The sequence below is a fragment of the Micromonospora wenchangensis genome (assembly GCF_002210435.1).
In the GTDB taxonomy this organism is placed as follows: domain Bacteria; phylum Actinomycetota; class Actinomycetes; order Mycobacteriales; family Micromonosporaceae; genus Micromonospora; species Micromonospora wenchangensis.
Genome location: NZ_MZMV01000095.1, coordinates 1 through 19,316 on the forward strand (window position 1 = coordinate 1; position 19,316 = coordinate 19,316).

Genomic DNA, 19,316 nt, shown 5'->3' on the forward strand with positions numbered 1-19,316 from the left:
CGGGCCTGTGACCGGTCCGGGTCAGCGGGCGGTGCAGGTGGGGGTGAGCCCGGACCCGCTGCCGTTGCCCTGGAAACCGAACTCGGCGACCTGACCGGGGGCGAGTTGACCGTTGTAGTCGACGTTGGTGAAGCGGACCGTCCCGGTGCTGCCGCTGGCGGTGGCGTTCCAGGTGTTGGTGACGCTCGCGCCGCCGGCCAGGGTGGTGCTGACCGTCCAGCCGGTGGTGCCGGCGGACCCGGCGGTCACCCGCAGGGAGGCGGTGAAGCCGCCGTTCCACTGGTTGACCGTCACGGTCGCGGTGCATCCGGCACCGCCGGCCGGCGGCGTGGTCGGGGTCGCCGGGGGCGTGGTCGGGGTCGCCGGGGGCGTGGTCGGGGTCGCGGGCGGGGTGGTGACCGGCGGCGTGGTGGGGGGCGTGGTGCCGTCGAACTGGGTGAAGAAGTTCCACACCACGGGCCGGGTCCAGGACTTCTCGCCGGGTGCGTACACGTCGGCGGTGCCGTCCACGGCGTTGGGGGCGTGCCCGCCGTCGAACGGGGCCCAGGCGACCGGGTAGCCCGCCCGGCAGCCCGAGTAGTAGGTGACGGTGTGGGTCAGGCTGCCCTGCGCCGGCTCCGGCGGGTTCTGCGGGGTGCAGCCGTTGTTGCGCACGAACCGGTCGCGCAGCGACCGCCCGGTCGAGATGGGGAGCACGTTGTCCCGCAGGCCGTGGATGCCGATGTACGCGATCGGCTGGGTGCCGCCGTTGCAGCCGCTGAGCTGCCCGCCGGAGTAGACCGCGACCGCGCGGAAGGCCGAGGCGCGGGCGCAGGCGATGGCGTAGCTCATCCCGCCGCCGTAGCTGAACCCCATCGCGAAGCGCTGGGTGGTCTCGACGCACAGGTTCGACTCGATCTGCCGCATCATGTCGTCGACGAAGGTCAGGTCCCGGTCGCCGGTGTTGGCCCAGCCGTTGCCGATGCCCTGCGGGGCGACGAAGATCGCGCTGTTGTTCGCCAGCGCGCGGATGCCGTAGTAGGACCAGGGGTAGCCGCTGGTGCCGCCCGAGTCGACCTCGGTGGCGGTGCCGCCGTTCCAGTGGAACGCGAAGATCAGCCGGTAGGGGTGGTTGCGGTCGTAGTTGTCGGGGATCCGCAGGATGAAGGTGCGGTTCTGGCCGCCGCTGGAGATGGTCCGGGTGCCGCTGGTCAGCGTCGGTGCCTTGCCGCATCCGGCGGTCGCGGCGAGCGGGCCGGCGTCCTTGGCCCAGGCGACCGGCCCGGCGCCGGTGGTGATCGCGGCGCCGCCCAGCGCGAGGGCGAGCGTCGCCGCTGCCGCGACGACGCCGGCCACGAGTCGGTGTCTCGACATCAGGGGAACTCCTTCGACATCAGGGGTGGTGGTGGGGTGGGGGCGCGACCGGCCTGCCCGACTCCGACGGCGGCGGCGACCCGGTGGCGATCCCGGCCGTGCCGGTGGTCTCCACCGGATCAGGACAGGCGATCAAATCCATCGATGATTACGAACGTAATCCGTATGACGTATGATGTCAATAAACGGGCGGTCGGGGCGCGCCACCGGAGAGGGGCCGTGGTGCGCAGGTTCCGGTGCCCGGCCAGGGGATGCGCCGAGGGTGCTCGGCCGTGGGGGCCGTCGGCCGTCAGTGGCTCACCAGGTCAGCGGCAGGGTGTTGACGAACCGGGTGAGCGCGCCGGCGAGGAGCTGGTCGTCGCGGCGGGAGGGGTGCCAGTCGCAACCGAGCTTGTCGAGCCCCAGCGCGTTGTCGTCGTAGTAGAGCGAACGGATCCGGGTGTCGCCCCGGCTGGCGCGGGTCTGCACGATCTGCTGCACGGAGCTGGCCAGCGCGGTGGTGGGGGACAGGTCGGGGTAGGTGAGCACGATGAACGTGTCGGGCCCGTACCGGCTGCGCAGCTTGTCGAGGAAGGCCAGGTAGGCGCTGCGGAAGTCGGCCGCGAGCTGGTCGACGGTGGCCCACCGCTCGCCGGGGTTGAGGGCGGTGGAGAAGTCGTTGATGCCCAGCCCGACCACCACCAGTTGCGGCTTCCAGGTGCCCGGGTTCTGCCACGTCGTGCTGTTCCACAACGCCTGCAGGTCGGTCTCGTAGTAGGTGCGGAAGTTGTCGGTGCCGCCACCGTTGTAGTTGCGCACCATGCCGAGGCCGGACCAGGCGACGAGCTGGTAGTCGGCGTTCAGGCTCTGCGCGGTGAGGGCGCCGAAGGTGACGTCGGCGTTGGAGTTGCGGGTGACGCCGCCGTTGCCGGAACAGTCCCGGGTGGTCGACATGTTGCCGTAGCCGGCGGTCCAGGAGTCACCGATGAACTCGATCTGCCGGCTGCGCGGGGCGGGCCGGGCCAGGATCGCGCCGCCGGCGGCGGGGACGAGGCCACCGAACTCGCCGACGGCCCACGGGCTCTCGGTGCGCTTGGCCAGCCGTACGGTGTGCTCGCGGTCGGCCAGGTCGCGGACCCAGTAGGTGGTCCGGCCCGGGGTGACCAGGGTGGCGACGGTCGTCCCGTCGATCTGCACGACGTAGTCGTTCTGCGAGTCGTTGAGGACGATCCCGACCCCGGTGCCCCGGAACCGGCCCTCGAAGTAGATGCCGGGCCAGGTGTACTGCGCGCTGCTGCCGACCGCCCTGACCCGTCCCACCGTCGTCGTCTGGTCCAGCGCCCCGGTTCCCGGCGGCGGCGTGGTCGGGGGCGGTGTGGTCGGCGGTGGGGTGGTGGGCGGTGGCGTGGTCGGTGGTTCGGTGGTCGGCGGCGGCGTGGTGGTCGGTGGTGCGGTGGGCCCGGTGGTACGGCCGGTGCACGGCACCCCGTTGAGGGCGAAGTCGACGGGCGTCGGGTTCGCCACGTTGTTCCAGGACGCGCCGAAGCCGAACTGGACGCTCGCCCCGGTGCCGAGGTTGCCGTTCCAGTCCACGTTGCCGACGGTGACCCGGCCGGCGGACTGGGTCGCCGTGCCGTTCCACCACTGGCTGACCACCTGCCCGGCGGTGAAGGTCCAGGTGAGCCGCCAGCCGGTGAGCGGGTCGCCGAGGTTGGTGACGTCGACGTTCGCGCCGAATCCGCCCGGCCACTGGCTGGTCACCGTGTAGGTGACCCGGCACCCGGCCGCCGCCTGGGCGGGGACGGTGCCGGCGAGCGCGGCGGTGACGACGACGGTGGTGGCGGCGCACAGCGACACCGCCAGTCTGAACCGGGAACGCGTGGGTCCCATGGATGATCCTCCCGCAGGGGTGGGGCGACGGCTGTCGCCGGGCCCCGGGCGTGCGCCCGGGGACAATTTAATGAGAGCTGTCTATATTGACGTCGGGCGTTCCAGGGCGCAGGATCGCGGCACCACCCCCGTGATCCGCCCTGGGAGGCGTCATGCCCCGTCCCCGTCGGCCGCTGCTGCGCACCGCAACCCGGCTGCTCGCGCTCGCCGCCGCCACCGCCGGTGTGCTTTCCACCGCCGTGCCCGCCAGCGCCGCCGTCCCCACCGGACGCTACGTCGCGCTCGGCGACTCGTACACGTCCGGCCCGTTGATCCCCACCCAGGTCGACCTGAACTGCCTGCGCTCCAACCGCAACTACCCGTCCCTGGTCGCCGCGTCCGCCGGCTCGTCGCCGTTGGTCGACGTGAGCTGCTCCGGGGCCACCACTGACGACATCCGCTACGGCGGCAGCGGCTCGCTGGGCGGCCCGCTGCCCCCGCAACTCGACGCGGTCACCGCGAACACCGCCCTGGTGACGGTGCAGATCGGTGGCAACGACATCGGCTTCTCCAGCATCATCAGCGACTGCGCGCAGGCGAGCTTCAGCAGCCCGCTCGGCTCGCCGTGCAAGAACCTCTACACCGCCGGCGGCACCGACCAGTTGCAGGCCCGGATCACCGCCACCGCCCCGAAGGTGGCCGCCGTGCTCCAGGCGGTCCGTCGGGCCGCGCCCGGCGCGCGGATCGTGGTGCTCGGCTACCCGGCGATCGTGCCGGACTCCGGGTACGGCTGCTGGCCGCTGGTCCCCATCGCCTACCAGGACGTGCCGTACCTGCGGGGTGTCGCCAAGTCGCTCAACGCGATGCTGGCCGGTGCCGCCGCGGCCAACGACGCCGTCTACGCCGACGTCTACACCCCGTCGATCGGGCGGGACACCTGCAAGAGCAGCGGCACCCGGTGGGTGGAGGGCCTGGTGCCGGAGAACGCCGCCGCGCCCTTCCACCCCAACGCCCGGGGCGAGCAGGGCATGGCCACCGCCGTGCTGGCCACCCTGGACAACTGATCTGACCAGCCGTGGCGGGGGACCCCCGGTCATGTCCCGTCCCGATGCCGGGCCGGTGTCATGACCGGGGGTCCCGTCTTTTCCGTCGACCCGGTCAGGCCACCGTGCAGGTCTGGCCGTTGAGGGTGAACGCGGTCGGCTTGGCGTTGCTGCCGGACCAGCTGGAGATGAACCCGAAGCCCACGCTGCCACCGGGGCTGAGCAGGCCGTTCCAGCTGGCGCTGCTGGCGGTGACCTGCGCGCCGTTCTGGGTGTAGGTGACCCCCCACGCCTGGTTGAGCTGTTGGCCGTTGTCGAACGACCAGCGCAGGCTCCAGCCGTTGACCGCCGTGGTGCCGGTGTTGCGGATCGTCACCTCGGCCTGGAACCCGTCCGGCCACTGGCTGGTGATCGCGTAGCTGACCTGGCAGGAGATGGCCGCCGGCGGCGGGGTGGTCGGGGCCGGGGTGGTCGACGTGGGCGTCGGGGTCGGCGGGGTGGTGGTCGGCGTCGGGGTGGGGGTGCCGGACGCCCCGCTGACCCGGTAGACGACGGTCCCGTGCCCCGGGACGCTGGCGGAGATGGCGCCGGAGGTGGTGCTCGTGGTGTTGGTCCACGCGTCGCGCAGGGTGAACGAGTTGCCCGACAGTCCGATGGCGGCGGCGGTGGTGCTGATCGTGGTGGCGGCCGTCCCCTGGTTGAACAGGGCGACGGCGACATCGCCGTTGGCGAGTCGCTTGGCCAGGACGCGGCGGGTGCCGTCGAAGGAGACCTGGGTGGCCTGGAGGGCCAGGGGGTCCTGGCTGATGCCGATGAGGTTGGCGTTCTTGAGGATCGTCTGGGTCGCCGCGTTCATGTTGCGGAGGTCGTTGCCGGCGATGAGGGGTGAGGCGAGGAGGGCCCACATCGCGAAGTGGGTGCGCATTTCGGTGTCGGTCATGCCGCCGCGGCCGACTTCCATCATGTCCATGTCGTTGAAGGCGCCGGGTTTGGCGCGGGCGGCGAGGGGGATGGTGACGTCGAGGATGTTCTGGATACCCATGGGGTAGCCGTTGGTTTGGCCGCTGTTCCAGGTGTTGGTGATGTCTTCGGTGGTGCGCCACATGTTGGAGACGTCGCCCCAGTCGCGTTGGGGTCCGGTCTTGGAGTGGATGCTGTTGCTGTTGATGCTCAGGACGATGGGGCGGCCGGCGGCGGCGAGGCCGTCGCGCATCTTGGCGAAGGCACGGACCTGGTCGTCGATGGTGCCGGTGGGTGAGCACCAGTCGTATTTGAGGTAGTCGACGCCCCACGCGGCGAACTGGCGGGCGTCCTGTGCTTCGCGGCCTTGGGAGCCGGTGGCGCCGGGGTAGGAGTTGAAGTACTGGGCGCAGGTCTTGTCGAGGGGGGCCTGGTAGATGCCGAACTTGAGTCCTCGGGCGTGGATGTAGTCGCCGAGGGCCTTCATGCCGGAAGGGAAGCGGGTGGGGTCGCCCTGGAGGTTGCCGGCGGAGTCCCGGTTGGGGTTCATCCAGCAGTCGTCGACGACGACGTACTGGTAGCCGGCGTCCTTCATGCCGGTGCTGACCATGGCGTCGGTCATCTGCCGGATCAGCGCCTCGTTGATGTTGCAGCCGAAGGTGTTCCAGCTGTTCCAACCCATCGGCGGCGTCCGCGCCACACCGTTGTCCAGGGCCAGCGCCGGGGAGGTCCGCAGCACCACCGCCGGGCCCGCCACCAGCAGCAGCCCGGCCGCCAGGGCGGTCAGCAGCCGACGCCTGCGGGTAGATGGTCGTCTCATGGTCTTCCGTCCGTTCCACTCGGGGGATCGTGGGTGCCGGCAGGGGCGGGACGGGTCGTCGCCACCCCGGCCGGCCCGGAGGCGCAGCGAGGTGGCGACGACCCGCCCGGTGCCGGTCAGCTCGTGGTGCAGGTGAGGTTCGTCGGCGCGTTGTTGGTGCCGTTCACCGTGCCGATGAAGCCGAACGTGGTGGAGGCACCGGCGGCCAGCGCCCCGTTGTAGTCGACGTTCTTCACTGTCACGTTCGCGCCGCTCTGGGTGTGCGACCCGCCCCAGATCTGGCTGATGGTCTGCCCGTTGGCGAACGTCCAGGACACCGTCCAGCCCCGGATCGCGGTCGCGCCGGCGGTCACCGTGACCTCCGCCTGGAAGCCGCCCGACCACGAGCCCGTCACCGCGTACGTCGCCCGGGCCCCCGAGGGCGCGGGTGAGCTGGTGGTCGGGACCGGCGTGGTGGGGACCGGGGTCGTCGGCGCCGGGGTGGTCGGCGTGGGGGTGGCGGTGGGCGTGGCGGTCGGTGTCGGGGTCGGCGTCACGCCCGGCCGGGCCGCCCGGTAGGTGTGCCCGGCGCGGACGGTGAACTGGACGACGTCGGTCTCCGGGCGGGTGGTGGCCGGCGCGCTGCCGTCGGCGACGTCGGTGAGGGTGAAGCTGCCGGTGAACAGCCGGGACCGCACCCGCAGCGTGCCGTCGCGGTCGGCGCGGATGCCGATCTCGTCGGGCTGCCCGCTGCTCCACGCCACGCCGACGGTGTAGCCGCCGCGCCCGCGCAGGCCCGCGACCTGCCCGGTGGGCCACGCGCTGGGCAGCGCGGGCAACACGTTCAGCTCACCGGTGTGGCTGTGCAACAGCATCTCGGCGATGCCGGAGGTGGCACCGAAGTTGCCGTCGATCTGGAACGGCGGGTGCAGGTCGAACATGTTCGGCGCGAGCCGGTCGGTGCGGACCAGGTCCTTGAACAGCTTGTGGGCGCGGGCACCGTCCTCCAGCCGGGCCCAAAAATTGATCTTCCAGGCGAGCGACCAGCCGGTCCCGTCGTCGCCGCGCAGCTCCAGGGTCTTGCGGGCGGCCTCGTACAGTGCCGGGGTGCCCCGCCTGGTGATCTGGTTGCTGGGGTGCAGCCCGTACAGGTGGGAGACGTGCCGGTGGTTCCGCTCGGTCTCCACCCAGTCGGCCAGCCACTCCTGCACGTTGCCCCGGGAGCCCACCCGGGTCGGGGGGAGCCGGTCCTTGGCGGTACGCACCTGCGACCGGAACGTGGTGTCCACGCCGAGGGTCTCACTGGCGCGGGCGGCGGCGTCGAACAGGTCCCGCAGGATCTGGTTGTCCATCGTCGGCCCGGCGCAGACGCTGGCGTTGGAGTGGTGCGGCAGCTCCGGGGAGTTCGACGGGTTCGTCACCAGGTAGCCCAGCGACGGGTGGGCGACAAGGGTGTCGAGGAAGAACTGGGCGGCGCCCTTGAGCGCCGGGTAGTTCGCCTGGAGGAAACCCAGGTCGCCGGTGAACAGGTAGTGGTCCCAGATCATCGTGCCCAGCCACGCGCCGCCGGTCTGCCACATGCCCCACAGCGCACCGTCCACCACCGACGCGCCCCGCCAGGCGTCGGTGTTGTGGTGGGTGACCCAGCCGCCCGCGCCGTACTGCGCCTGGGCGACCCGGGCCCCGGTCACCGTCAGGTCCTTGACCATGTCGAACACCGGCAGGAAACACTCGGACAGGTTGGTGGTGTCGGCCGGCCAGTAGTTCATCGGCAGGTTGGCGTTGATGGTGTACTTCGAGTCCCACTGCGGCGTCAGCGAGTCGTTCCAGATGCCCTGGAGGTTCGCCGGCTGGGTGCCCGGCCGCGAGGACGAGATCAGCAGGTACCGCCCGAACTGGAACAGCAGCGCGGCGAACTGCGGGTCGTTGCTGCTCGCGTGCTGCGCGATCCGTACGTCGGTGGGCTGGTCGGCCGCGGCCGTACGACCCAGGTTGATGTTCACCCGGTTGAACAGCGCCTGGTAGTCGGCCAGGTGCCGGCTGCGCAACTGCTCGATCGCCACGCCCTTGGCGGCGTTGAGCCGGGTGCGGGCGATGCCCTGGTAGTCGCCGTTGACGGTGCGGTAGTTGACGTAGCTGGAGCCGATCGAGATCAGGATGGTGACGCTGGTGGCCCCGGACACCCGCAGGGTGCCGCCGGAGCTGCTGACCGTGCCCCCGGTCGCGGCGGCGTTGGCCAGGGCCAGGAACCGGACCGAGCCGGTGACCCCCTCCTGGCTGCCGGAGATGCCGTCCAGCCCGATGGTGGCGGAGTCCGGGCTCGACGCGGTGGTGCGCTGCGGGCTGTCGAACGTGGCGGAGAACGTGATCGCGTTGGCGCGGTCGGCGGTCAGACGCACCACGATCACCTGGTCGGGCGCGCTGGCGAACACCTCCCGCTGGTGCCGTACGCCGCCCAGCACGTAGGTCGTGGTGACCGTGGCGGTGGTGAGGTCGAGGGTGCGGACGTACTGGCTCGCCCCGCTGGCCGACCCGAAAGCCAGCCGCAGGTTGCCCACCGTCTGGTACGCGAGCTGACCACCCGGGTTGCCCATCATCGTCTGGTTGATCAGATCCTGCGCCGAGGTCCACTGGTCGGCGAAGACCCGTCGCCGGATCTCGGCCAGGTTGGCCGCGCCCCGGGTGTTGGCCGAGTCGTACGGGCCGCCGGCCCAGACGGTGTCCTCGTTGAGCTGGAGCCGTTCGGTGTCGACGTTGCCGAACACCATCGCACCGAGCCGGCCGTTGCCGATCGGCAGCGCGCGCAGCCAGTCGGTGCCGGCTCCTTCGTCGTACCACAGGGCGAGGTCGTTCGCGGCCAGCACCTGCGGCGGTGCGGCCGAGCCGGCGCGGGCGGTGGCGGTCCAGGCGGCCGGGACCAGCGCGGCACCGGCCCCCACCGCTCCGGCCTTGAGGACGTTCCTTCGGGTCACTTCAGACATGTTCTCTCCCAGGGGTGCGGATCAGGGCCGGGTGCGGGTGGGGGAGGGCGGCACGGGTGGCCGTCGCCGTGGACCCGGTGCCGGGGACACGGTCGAGCGCCACCCGGCCCGGACCGGTGTTCGATCGGCCCGCAGCGGAAACACTGCTGTTATCGTTAACAGGCGCGGCCCGACGCGCCCTGACGTCGGCATCCATGACTGCCGTGACGGCGCGTCGAGCTCCCGGCGGCGCACCATCTCGCCACATATGGACTCTCGTGGATTCCTCGGGCCCCGTCAAGATATGACGGCCATGTTGCGCGAATGTTCCTGACCCGGTCCGTGGGCCCGCGTCGTCGTCCGTCGACCGCGCCGCGCGGTGGCCGCCCGGCGTCCGGGGTGGCCAGGCGGACCGCCGCTCGGGTGGCGGTCGGCGGTGGGATGCCAGGTCAGGGCCGGTTCCGGTGGGACGTGGGCGGAGCTTGCCCGACGCCCGCCCGGCGCCGGGTGGCGGTGCCGGCCTTGAACCGGGGGGCGACCTTCCGTAGCATCCGGATTGCGAAATGTTATCGCAAACATTTCCGGGCCGTGGTGGCCTGCCCCGGCACCGGCCACTGTGCCCGCACCACCCGAGGAGGTGCCGCGCGGTGTCCACCGGAGCGTCCTACCGCAACCCGGTCGTCCCCGGATTCCACCCCGACCCGAGCGTCTGCCGGGTCGGCGCGGACTACTACCTGGTCTGCTCCAGCTTCGAGTACTTCCCGGGCGTACCCCTGCTGCACAGCCGCGACCTGGTCACCTGGCGGCAGATCGGCAACATCCTGGACCGGCCCGGCCAGCTCGAGCTGCCCGCCGACACCGAGGCGTCCCGGGGCATCTTCGCGCCCACCCTGCGCCACCACGACGGCCGGTTCTGGCTGGTCACCACCAACGTCAGCCTGGGCCGGCACCTCATCGTCACCGCGCCGGAACCCACCGGACCCTGGTCCGACCCGGTCTACTTCGACCTGCCGCACGTCGACCCCTCGCTGGCCTGGGACGACGACGGCACCTGCTGGCTGACCACCTCCGGCGTGGACGCCTACCGGATCGACCCGGACGGCGGCCGGGTGCTGGAGGGGCCGATCCCCCTGTGGTCGGGCACCGGCGGCCAGTACCCGGAGGCCCCGCACCTCTACCGGATCGACGGCTGGTGGTACCTGCTGCTCTCCGAGGGCGGCACGCACACCGGCCACGCCGTCTCGGTCGCCCGCTCCCGCAGCCCGCGTGGCCCGTTCACCCCCGCGCCGGCCAACCCGATCCTCACCCACCGGGGCACCGACCTTCCGGTGCAGGCCACCGGGCACGGCGACCTGGTCCAGGCGCTCGACGGCAGCTGGTGGCTGGTCCTGCTCGGCATCCGGGCCCGGGGCCAGTGGCCGCCCTACCACGCACTCGGCCGGGAGACCTTCCTCGCCCCGGTGCGCTGGGTCGACGGCTGGCCGGTCGTCGACCCGGTCCGGGAGGTCACCCCCGCGCCCCCCGGCAGCGCCCCGGCCGGTGCCACGCCGGCCGGCCCGGACACCTTCCACGACGACTTCGACGCGACCGTCCTCGCGCCCGAATGGATCTCGCCCCGCAGCCGCCCGGACGACTGCTGGTCGCTGACCGCCAGGCCGGGCTGGCTCACCCTGCACGCCGTGGGCGCGACCCTCGACCTCGCCGGTGCGACGATCGTGGCGCTACGGCAGCGGTACCACGACAGCCGGACCAGCGTCCGGGTGGACCCGGGCACCGGCGTCGCCGGGCTCACCATCCGCATCGACGAGGCGCACCACTACGACCTGGAGGTCCGGGCCGGCATCGTCCGGGTGATCGGCCGGGCCGGGCCGTTCCGGCAGGTCTTCGCCACCCACGCCGTCCCGGACGGCCCGCTGGTGCTGACGATCGCCACCCGTACCCACGACCTCTACCCGCCGACCGTGACCTCCGCCGCCGACCTGGCGGCCCGGACCGCGCCCCGGGGGGTGCGGGCGGCCGGCTGCGACATGGTCACCTTCGAGGTGGCGGGCCCGGCCGGCCCCGTCGTACTGGCCGAACTCGACGGGCGCTACCTGTCCACCGAGGTCGCCGCCGGATTCACCGGCCGGGTCGTCGGCATGTACGTCACCGGGGGCAGCGCGGCGTTCGACTGGTTCACCCACCGCCCGGCGGCGGCGCCGCACTGAGCGGGAGCCGGTGCGGTCGGGGCCCCCGCCGGTGCGCCGGGCCGGGACGCCGGGACACGTAGACTTCCCTGCGTGATCGAGGAAGGTCGACGTCGCCGCTCCCGCAAGCCCCGGCGCGGCGACCTGCCCCTCGCCACGATCGCCGAACTCGCCGGGGTGTCCCCGCCGACGGTCTCCAAGGTGCTCAACGGTCGCCGGGGGGTGGGTGAGCAGACCCGGCAGCGGGTGGAGGCGCTGCTACGTGACCACGGCTACCGTCGCCGGCCGGCCGGAAGCTTCACGCCCTGCATCGAGGTGGTCTTCCACCAGATGCTCTCCTCGATCGCCATGCCGATCCTGCGCGGCGTCCAGGAGGTCGCCGGCCCCCGGGACCACACGGTCGGCTTCACCGACGTGCGGCACTGGCTGCGGGCCGGGCAGCCCTGGGCGCAGGCGGTGCTGCTGCGCCAACCGGCCGCCGTGATCACGGTGTTCTCCCTGGTGACTGCCGAGGACGGGACGAGCTTCGCCGCCGCCGGCATACCGCTGGTGGCCGTCGACCCGGCGGACAACCTGTTCCCCGTCCCCGTCGTCGGGTCGGGCAACTGGAGCGGGGCGCTGTCGGCCACCCGCCATCTCGTCGACCTCGGCCACCGGCGGATCGGGGTGCTCACCGGCCCGGTGCGGGACCTGTCGGCGCGGGCCCGCCGCGACGGCTTCCGGGCCGCGCTGGACTACGCGGGCGTGCCGTTCGACGAGCGCCTCGAACGCAGCGGCGTGTTCGCCTTCGAGGACGGCCTGCGGCTCGGCGTCGAGCTGCTCGCCGGGCCCGCGCCGCCCACCGCCGTCGTCTGCGGCAACGACCTGCAGGCGCTGGGCGTCTACGCGGCGGCCCGGGAGGCCGGCCTGCGGATCCCCGACGACCTCAGCGTCGTCGGGTTCGACGACGTCGACGAGGCGGCCTGGCTGGCACCGCCGCTGACCACGGTGCGCCAGCCCTTCGGGGAGATCGGGGCCACCGCCGCCCGCCTGGCGCTGGCCCTGGCCGACGGCCAGCCGCTCGTCCAGGACCGGTACGAACTCGGCACGTCGCTGGTGGTGCGGGGCAGCACCGCGCCACCCCGCCGGCACTGAGCGCACCCGCGCGCCGACCCGCCTCCGGCCGGTCGCACCGGGTGAGGGCTGCGTCACCCGGAAGAGGGGTGCGTACCGCCGCGCCGAGCCTAAACTTGATTTGCTCCAGAACAGCGGACTATGGTCGTCCCATGACGGCCGACCTCGAGGCACAGTTACGGGCGGCCTCGCTGCGCGTGACCCGGCCCCGACTGGCCGTGCTCGCCGCGCTGCGGGACCACCCGCACGTCGACACTGACACGGTGATCGCGCTGGTCCGGGCCGACCTGCCCACGGTCTCCCACCAGGCGGTCTACGACGTGCTACGGGCGCTCACCGAGGCCGGCCTGGTGCGCCGCATCCAGCCGGGCCGGTCCACCGCGCGCTACGAGGCGCGGGTGGGGGACAACCACCACCACGTCGTCTGCCGCTCCTGCGGCGTGATCGCCGACGTCGACTGCGCCGTCGGTCACGTTCCTTGCCTCACCGCCTCCGACGACCACGGGTTCGTGGTCGACGAGGCGGAGGTCGTCTACTGGGGCACCTGCCCCGACTGTGCGACCGACCGCACCTCCCAGTGATCCACCAGTTCGGAAGGAAGTACATGAGCGACACCCAGGACAACGTCCCCGTCAGCGCGCAGGGCGTGGACCAGAAGGCGGCGGCCGGCTGCCCGGTCGCGCACGACTCGGTGACCGCGCAGGGTAGCGAGAGCGAGAACCCGGCGATCGATTCCCCGAAGCCGAAGACCGGCGGGCGTCCGCGTACCAACCGGGACTGGTGGCCCAACCAGCTCGACCTCTCGGTCCTGCACGCCCACTCGGCCAAGGGCAACCCGCTGGGGGAGGACTTCAGCTACGCCCGCGAGTTCGCCAAACTCGACGTCGAGGCGCTCAAGCGGGACATCACCGAGGTGCTCACCACCTCGCAGGACTGGTGGCCGGCCGACTTCGGCCACTACGGCGGCCTCATGATCCGGATGAGCTGGCACGCCGCCGGCACGTACCGGATCGAGGACGGCCGCGGTGGCGCCGGTGACGGCGGGCAGCGGTTCGCGCCGCTGAACAGCTGGCCGGACAACGCCAACCTGGACAAGGCCCGCCGGCTGCTCTGGCCGGTCAAGCAGAAGTACGGCCAGCAGATCTCCTGGGCCGACCTGCTCGTGCTCGCCGGCAACGTGGCCCTGGAGTCGATGGGCTTCAAGACCTTCGGCTTCGGCTTCGGCCGGCCGGACGTGTGGGAGCCCGAGGAGATCTTCTGGGGTCCGGAGGACACCTGGCTCGGCGACGAGCGCTACGCCTCCGAGACCGAGATGTCGGCCGGCGTCGGGGCGACCGAGATGGGCCTCATCTACGTCAACCCGGAGGGTCCGCGTGGCAACGCCGACCCGCTCGCGGCGGCGCACTTCATCCGGGAGACCTTCCGCCGGATGGCGATGAACGACGAGGAGACCGTCGCGCTGATCGCCGGCGGCCACACCTTCGGCAAGACCCACGGCGCGGGCGTCGCCGACGACCACGTCGGCCCCGAGCCCGAGGGCGCCCCGCTGGAGGCGCAGGGCCTGGGCTGGCTGAGCACCCACGGCAGCGGCAAGGGCGGCGACACCATCACCAGCGGTCTGGAGGTCACCTGGACCGACCGGCCGACGCAGTGGAGCAACCGCTTCTTCGAGATCCTGTTCGGCTACGAGTGGGAGCTGACCACCAGCCCCGGTGGGGCCAAGCAGTGGGTCGCCAAGGACGCCGAGGCGATCATCCCGGACGCCCACGACCCGGCCAGGAAGCACCGGCCGACGATGCTCACCACCGACCTGTCGCTGCGCGTCGACCCGGCGTACGAGAAGATCTCGCGGCGCTTCCTGGAGCACCCCGACGAGTTCGCGCTGGCGTTCGCCAAGGCCTGGTACAAGCTGCTGCACCGCGACATGGGCCCGGTCAGCCGCTTCCTCGGCCCCTGGGTCGCCGAGCCGCAGCTCTGGCAGGACCCGGTGCCGGCCGTCGACCACGAGCTGGTCTCCGACGCCGACGTCGCCGCCCTCAAGGCGAAGGTGCTCGACTCCGGCCTGACCACCGCGCAGCTGGTCAGCACCGCCTGGGCCTCCGCCGCGAGCTTCCGGCACACCGACAAGCGCGGTGGCGCCAACGGCGCGCGGATCCGCCTCGAACCGCAGCGTAGCTGGGAGGTCAACCAGCCCGAGCAGCTCGCGACGGTGCTGGCGACCCTGGAGGGGATCCAGCGCGAGTTCAACGACGCCGGTGGGGCGAAGATCTCGCTGGCCGACCTGATCGTGCTGGCCGGTTCGGCCGCCGTCGAGCAGGCCGCCCGTGCCGCGGGTGTCGAGGTGACCGTGCCGTTCCGGCCGGGTCGCACCGACGCCAGCCAGGAGCAGACCGACGTCGAGTCGTTCGCCGTGCTGGAGCCGCGCGCCGACGGGTTCCGCAACTACCTGCGTCCCGGTGAGAAGACCCAGCCGGAGGTGCTGCTCGTCGACCGGGCGTACATGCTCAACCTGACCGCGCCGGAGATGACCGTCCTCGTCGGCGGCCTGCGGGCCCTCGGCAACAACGTGGGCGGTACGGCGCACGGCGTGCTCACCGACCGGCCGGGCGTGCTCAGCAACGACTTCTTCGCCAACCTGCTCTCCCCGGGCACCCGGTGGAAGGCGTCGGAGTCCGACGAGCACGTCTACGAGATCCGGGACCTGGCCACCGACGAGGTGAAGTGGACCGCCACCGCGGTCGACCTCGTCTTCGGGTCCAACTCCCAGCTGCGTGCCCTCGCCGAGGTCTACGCCAGCCAGGACGCGGGCGCCAAGTTCGTGACCGATTTCGTGGCGGCCTGGACGAAGGTCATGGAGCTGGACCGGTTCGACCTGTCCTGATCCGACCCTGCTGTGCGGGCCCCGGCCGATCGGCCGGGGCCCGCCTGGTTTCGGGACGGGTGAACCCGGCCGCCGGGGTGGCGCTCCCGTAGGAGCGGGGCGCTGTGACGGCAGCGGAAAAGTGCGTGGCACGTAATATTGCGTGCCACGCACTTTCGGCTATGCTGGGTGGGTGAGCGGGCTACGGGAGCGGAAGAAGGCCGAGACGCGCGCGGCGCTGAGCTGGGCGGCCATCCGGCTGACCGTCGCCCGGGGCTTCGACAACGTCCTGGTGGAGGACATCGCCCAGGCCGTGGGCGTGTCCCCGCGGACGTTCAACAACTACTTCTCCAGCAAGGCCGAGGCGATCGCCTTCCGGCACCTCGACCGCAGCCGCCGGGTCGCCGAGGAGCTGCGCCGACGGCCGGCCGACGAACCCCTCTGGGCGGCGCTGATCGCGGCGACGCTGACCCGGTTCGCCCCCGGCCCGGAGGTCACCCAGTCGCCGCCGCGCCCACACGCCGAGTGGGTCGACGGGCTCGCCGTGATGCTGGCCGAGCCGGCGTTGCAGGCGGAGATGCTGCGCGCGGGCGCGATCGCCGAGGCCGACCTGGCCGCGGCCGTCGCCGAACGCACCGGCACCGACCCCGACCGTGACCTCTACCCCCACCTCGTGGCGGCCAGCGTGAACGCCGCCGTGAACGCCGCGATCCGGCACTACCTGCGTGCCGATCCGCCCGTGGCGATGGAACACCTGCTCCCCGACGCGCTGACCCGGCTCGCCGCCGGCCTGCCACCCCCCACGCCCCGCTGACCCGACCGCCGCCCGGTCCCACCGCGCCGCCCTGACCGTTCCCGCCGAACCGCGGAAGCCCGATCCACCGCGCCCACCCGCACCCCGCCGGGGTGCCCGGTCCTGCCCGTGCTCCGCCGCGCCCCGGCGGCGGTCCACCATGCCCTCGAAAGGAACCCGCGATGATCGACGTCCTCATCGTCGGCGCCGGCCCCAACGGCCTGCTGCTCGCCGCCGAACTGGCCCTGGCCGGCGTCCGGCCCGTCGTCTGCGAACGGCTGTCCGCCCCCACCACCGAGCAGCGCGCCAACGGGCTGGTCGGTCAGGTGGTCCGGCTGCTCGACCGGCGCGGCCTGCACCACCGCCTCGTCGACGACCCGGGGCCGCCGCAGCCGTCGCCCGGGTTCGTCTTCGGGGCGCTGCCGCTGGACCTGCGGGCGGTGCCGGACAACCCGCTGTACCTGCTCCAGGCCCCGCAGAAGCACCTGGAACGGGTGCTCGCCGAGCGGGTCGCCGAACTGGGCGTGCAGGTCCGACGGGGACACGAGGTGACCGGCCTGACCCCGGGCGCGGACGACGTGCGGGTCGCCTTCGCCGACGGCACCACCCTGCGCTGCCGCTACCTGGTCGGCGCGGACGGCGGGCACAGCGTCGTACGCCGGCTGGCCGGGATCGGCTTCCCCGGCGTGTCCACCGACCGCAGCGTCTCCCGAACCGCCCAGGTCAGCCTGCCCGCGGAGCTGGTCGACGCGGCGACCGGCGGCCTCGTGGTCCCCGGGTACGGCACCGTCGCGCCGTTCCGGCACACCCGTACCCCGCACGGGCTGATCGTGTGGGCCCCCTTCGCCGGGCGTCCGGCGGGCCTCAGCACGATCGAGTGGCCCGAGTCGACGCGGTTCGACGGGCCGCCGACCCTCGCCGAGCTGCGGGCCAGCGTCGCCCGGGTGCTCGGCGTCGACCTGCCGATCGGTCCGCCGGCCGGCCCCGGGCCGCACCTGCTGCGCCGGCTGGTGGGGGGCAACACCCGGCTCGCCGAACGGTACCGCGCCGGGCGGGTGCTGCTGCTCGGCGACGCCGCCCACGTCCACTCTGCGATCGGCGGGCCGGGGCTCAACCTCGGCCTCCAGGACGCGGTGAACCTGGGCTGGAAGCTGGCCGCCCAGGTGCACGGCCGGGCCCCGGACGGGCTGCTGGACTCCTACGAGGCGGAACGCCGACCGGTCGCGCAGCGGGTCACCATGTCCACCCAGGCCCAGTCGGCGCTGATCGCCCCCGGTAGCGAGGTCACCGCGCTGCGGGTGCTCCTCGGTGAACTGCTCGACCGGCCGGAGAACGCGGCTTACGTCGCCGCCCTGCTGGCCGGGGCGGACGTCCGCTACCCGACGGGCGCGGCGGACGGGCCGCTGGTCGGACGCTTCGCACCCGACCTGGTGTGGCACACCGGCACCGGCCCGGTCCGGCTGGCCGAGCTGACCCGGACCGCCCGCCCGCTGCTGCTCGACCCCACCGGCGTCCACGCCGGCGCGGTCGGGCCGTGGCGGGACCGGGTCGACGTGCTCACCGGCCGGTTCACGTCGGGCGGCGCGACGGGCGACCCGCCCGGCGACGACCTGCCGACCGCGCTGCTGCTGCGCCCGGACTGCTATGTGGCCTGGCAGTCCCCGACGGACGGGCCGGACGCCGACGGGTTGACCGCCGCGCTCGCCCGCTGGTTCGGCCCGCCGGGCACCGACCGGGGGTGACGCACGAAGGGTTCGGCCGGCCCGGCGGGGGAGGGTGCCGGGCCGGCCGACGCGGAGCGCGGGGTCAGTCCCGCTGGATGACCATCCCCGCGCCCACGGTGCGGTTGGTGGTCTCGTCGATGATGACGAAACCGCCGGTGGTGCGGTTGCGGTGGTAGTCGTCCACCAGCAACGGCACGGTGGTGCGCAGCCTGATCCGGCCGATCTCGTTGAGCGCCAGCGCGGTGCTGGTCTCGTCCCGGTGCAGGGTGTTGATGTCGAGCCGGTAGTGCAGCTCGCGGACGATGGCACGCGCCGAACGGGTGGTGTGCTTGACGACGTACCGGCCGCCGATCTCCAGCGGGCGGGTCTCGTCCATCCAGCAGACCATCGCCTCGATGTCCTGGGCGACCGTGGGGGCGTTGTTCGGCCGGCAGATCATGTCGCCCCGGGAGACGTCGATCTCGTCGTCGAGGCGGACGGTGACCGACATCGGGGGGAAGGCCTCGTCGACGGGGCCGTCGGCGGTGTCGATCGCGGCGATCCGGCTGGTGAAGCCGGACGGGAGCACCATCACCTCGTCGCCGGGCTTGAGCACGCCGGAGGCGACCTGGCCGGCGTAGCCCCGGTAGTCGGTGATCGTGGTCGACTGCGGGCGGATCACGTACTGCACCGGGAACCGCACGTCGACCAGGTTGCGGTCCGAGGCGATGTGCACGTGCTCCAGGTGGTGCAGCAGCGACGGCCCCTCGTACCACGGCATGTGCTCCGACCGGCTGGCGATGTTGTCGCCCTGCAACGCCGACACCGGCACCACCGCCAGGTCGGGTACGTCGAGCTTGGCCGCGAAGGAGGTGAACTCGTCGGCGATCCGCTCGAAGACCTCCTGGGAGAAGTCGACCAGGTCCATCTTGTTGACGCACAGCACCAGGTGCGGCACCCGCAACAGCGAGCACAGGAACGCGTGCCGCCGGGACTGCTCCACCAACCCCTTGCGGGCGTCCACCAGGACCAGCGTCAGATCGGCGGTGGACGCGCCGGTGACCATGTTGCGGGTGTACTGGGTGTGCCCCGGGGTGTCGGCGATGATGAACTTCCGCCTCGGGGTGGCGAAGTACCGGTACGCCACGTCGATGGTGATGCCCTGTTCCCGTTCGGCCCGCAGGCCGTCGGTGAGCAACGCCAGGTTGGTGTACTCGTCGCCCCGGGCCGCGCTGACCGCCTCCACCGCGGCCAACTGGTCGGTGAACAACGACTTCGTGTCGTACAGCAACCGACCGATCAGGGTCGACTTGCCGTCGTCCACACTCCCGGCCGTGGCGAACCGCAGCAGGTCCATCGGTCGGGCCTCGGCGGGGGAATCGGCCGGTGCCAGCATCTCGGTGCTCATCAGAAGTAGCCCTCCCGCTTGCGGTCCTCCATGGCGGCCTCGCTGACCCGGTCGTCGCCCCGGGTGGCGCCCCGCTCGGTGATCCGGGTCGACGCGACCTCGTCGATCACCTTCTCCACCGTGTCGGCGTCCGAGCGGACGGCGGCGGTGCACGACGCGTCCCCGACGGTGCGGTACCGCACCCGGGCGGTGAAGGGTTCCTCGCCCGCGCGGGGGGTGAAGAACTCGTTGACGGCGTAGAGCATGCCGTCGCGTTCGATCACCTCACGGTCGTGCGCGTAGTAGATCGA

Annotated in this window: 12 protein-coding genes and 1 pseudogene; 7 read left to right on the forward strand and 6 right to left on the reverse strand. The window is 72.5% G+C overall.

Translation table 11 applies throughout. From position 1 onward, the window contains the following. Positions 1 to 21 precede the first annotated feature (21 nt). Both B5D80_RS30870 and B5D80_RS30875 read right to left on the reverse strand, forming a co-directional pair. On the reverse strand, positions 22 to 1,353 hold the full coding sequence (locus tag B5D80_RS30870) for a CE1 family esterase (RefSeq protein WP_088647458.1): 1,332 nt from the start codon (positions 1,351 to 1,353) through the stop codon (positions 22 to 24). 297 nt (positions 1,354 to 1,650) lie between these two features. After that, complete coding sequence (locus tag B5D80_RS30875; protein ID WP_088647459.1) at positions 1,651 to 3,222, reverse strand: cellulose binding domain-containing protein; 1,572 nt, start codon at positions 3,220 to 3,222, stop codon at positions 1,651 to 1,653. 152 nt (positions 3,223 to 3,374) lie between these two features. On the opposite strand from B5D80_RS30875, the gene B5D80_RS30880 reads away from it, so the two are divergent. Beyond that, positions 3,375 to 4,265 (forward strand): SGNH/GDSL hydrolase family protein, encoded by an 891-nt coding sequence (locus tag B5D80_RS30880; protein ID WP_088647460.1) that lies wholly within the window; start codon positions 3,375 to 3,377, stop codon positions 4,263 to 4,265. 94 nt (positions 4,266 to 4,359) lie between these two features. On the opposite strand, the gene B5D80_RS30885 is transcribed toward B5D80_RS30880, so the two are convergent. Both B5D80_RS30885 and B5D80_RS30890 read right to left on the reverse strand, forming a co-directional pair. Beyond that, the gene (locus B5D80_RS30885) at positions 4,360 to 6,024 is read right to left on the reverse strand and encodes a cellulose binding domain-containing protein (protein WP_245855076.1); all 1,665 of its coding nucleotides are present in this window, start codon (positions 6,022 to 6,024) and stop codon (positions 4,360 to 4,362) included. A gap of 116 nt (positions 6,025 to 6,140) precedes the next feature. Beyond that, on the reverse strand, positions 6,141 to 8,984 hold the full coding sequence (locus B5D80_RS30890) for a glycosyl hydrolase family 95 catalytic domain-containing protein (RefSeq protein WP_088647461.1): 2,844 nt from the start codon (positions 8,982 to 8,984) through the stop codon (positions 6,141 to 6,143). A 626-nt stretch (positions 8,985 to 9,610) separates the two neighbouring features. Here B5D80_RS30890 and B5D80_RS30895 point away from each other — a divergent pair. The 6 genes from B5D80_RS30895 (at position 9,611) to B5D80_RS30920 (ending at position 17,657) form a co-directional block, all read left to right on the forward strand. Then, positions 9,611 to 11,170, forward strand: coding sequence for a glycoside hydrolase family 43 protein (locus tag B5D80_RS30895; RefSeq protein ID WP_245855077.1), 1,560 nt, complete (start codon positions 9,611 to 9,613; stop codon positions 11,168 to 11,170). A gap of 72 nt (positions 11,171 to 11,242) precedes the next feature. After that, a complete protein-coding gene (locus B5D80_RS30900; RefSeq protein ID WP_088647463.1) occupies positions 11,243 to 12,283 on the forward strand; it encodes a LacI family DNA-binding transcriptional regulator in 1,041 nt (346 codons plus the stop codon). A gap of 131 nt (positions 12,284 to 12,414) precedes the next feature. After that, on the forward strand, positions 12,415 to 12,843 hold the full coding sequence (locus tag B5D80_RS30905) for a Fur family transcriptional regulator (protein WP_088647464.1): 429 nt from the start codon (positions 12,415 to 12,417) through the stop codon (positions 12,841 to 12,843). Between the two features lie 23 nt (positions 12,844 to 12,866). Further along, complete coding sequence (gene katG / locus B5D80_RS30910; RefSeq protein ID WP_088647465.1) at positions 12,867 to 15,143, forward strand: catalase/peroxidase HPI; 2,277 nt, start codon at positions 12,867 to 12,869, stop codon at positions 15,141 to 15,143. 172 nt (positions 15,144 to 15,315) lie between these two features. Further along, the gene (locus B5D80_RS30915; protein ID WP_088647466.1) at positions 15,316 to 15,936 is read left to right on the forward strand and encodes an acyl-CoA-like ligand-binding transcription factor; all 621 of its coding nucleotides are present in this window, start codon (positions 15,316 to 15,318) and stop codon (positions 15,934 to 15,936) included. 161 nt (positions 15,937 to 16,097) lie between these two features. After that, positions 16,098 to 17,657 (forward strand): FAD-dependent monooxygenase, encoded by a 1,560-nt coding sequence (locus B5D80_RS30920; protein WP_088647467.1) that lies wholly within the window; start codon positions 16,098 to 16,100, stop codon positions 17,655 to 17,657. A gap of 64 nt (positions 17,658 to 17,721) precedes the next feature. On the opposite strand, the gene B5D80_RS30925 is transcribed toward B5D80_RS30920, so the two are convergent. Both B5D80_RS30925 and B5D80_RS30930 read right to left on the reverse strand, forming a co-directional pair. Beyond that, a complete protein-coding gene (locus B5D80_RS30925; protein ID WP_088647468.1) occupies positions 17,722 to 19,026 on the reverse strand; it encodes a sulfate adenylyltransferase subunit 1 in 1,305 nt (434 codons plus the stop codon). After that, positions 19,026 to 19,316: pseudogene (locus tag B5D80_RS30930) on the reverse strand (sulfate adenylyltransferase subunit CysD); the annotation flags it as partial. The gene B5D80_RS30925 and the pseudogene B5D80_RS30930, both read right to left, overlap by 1 nt.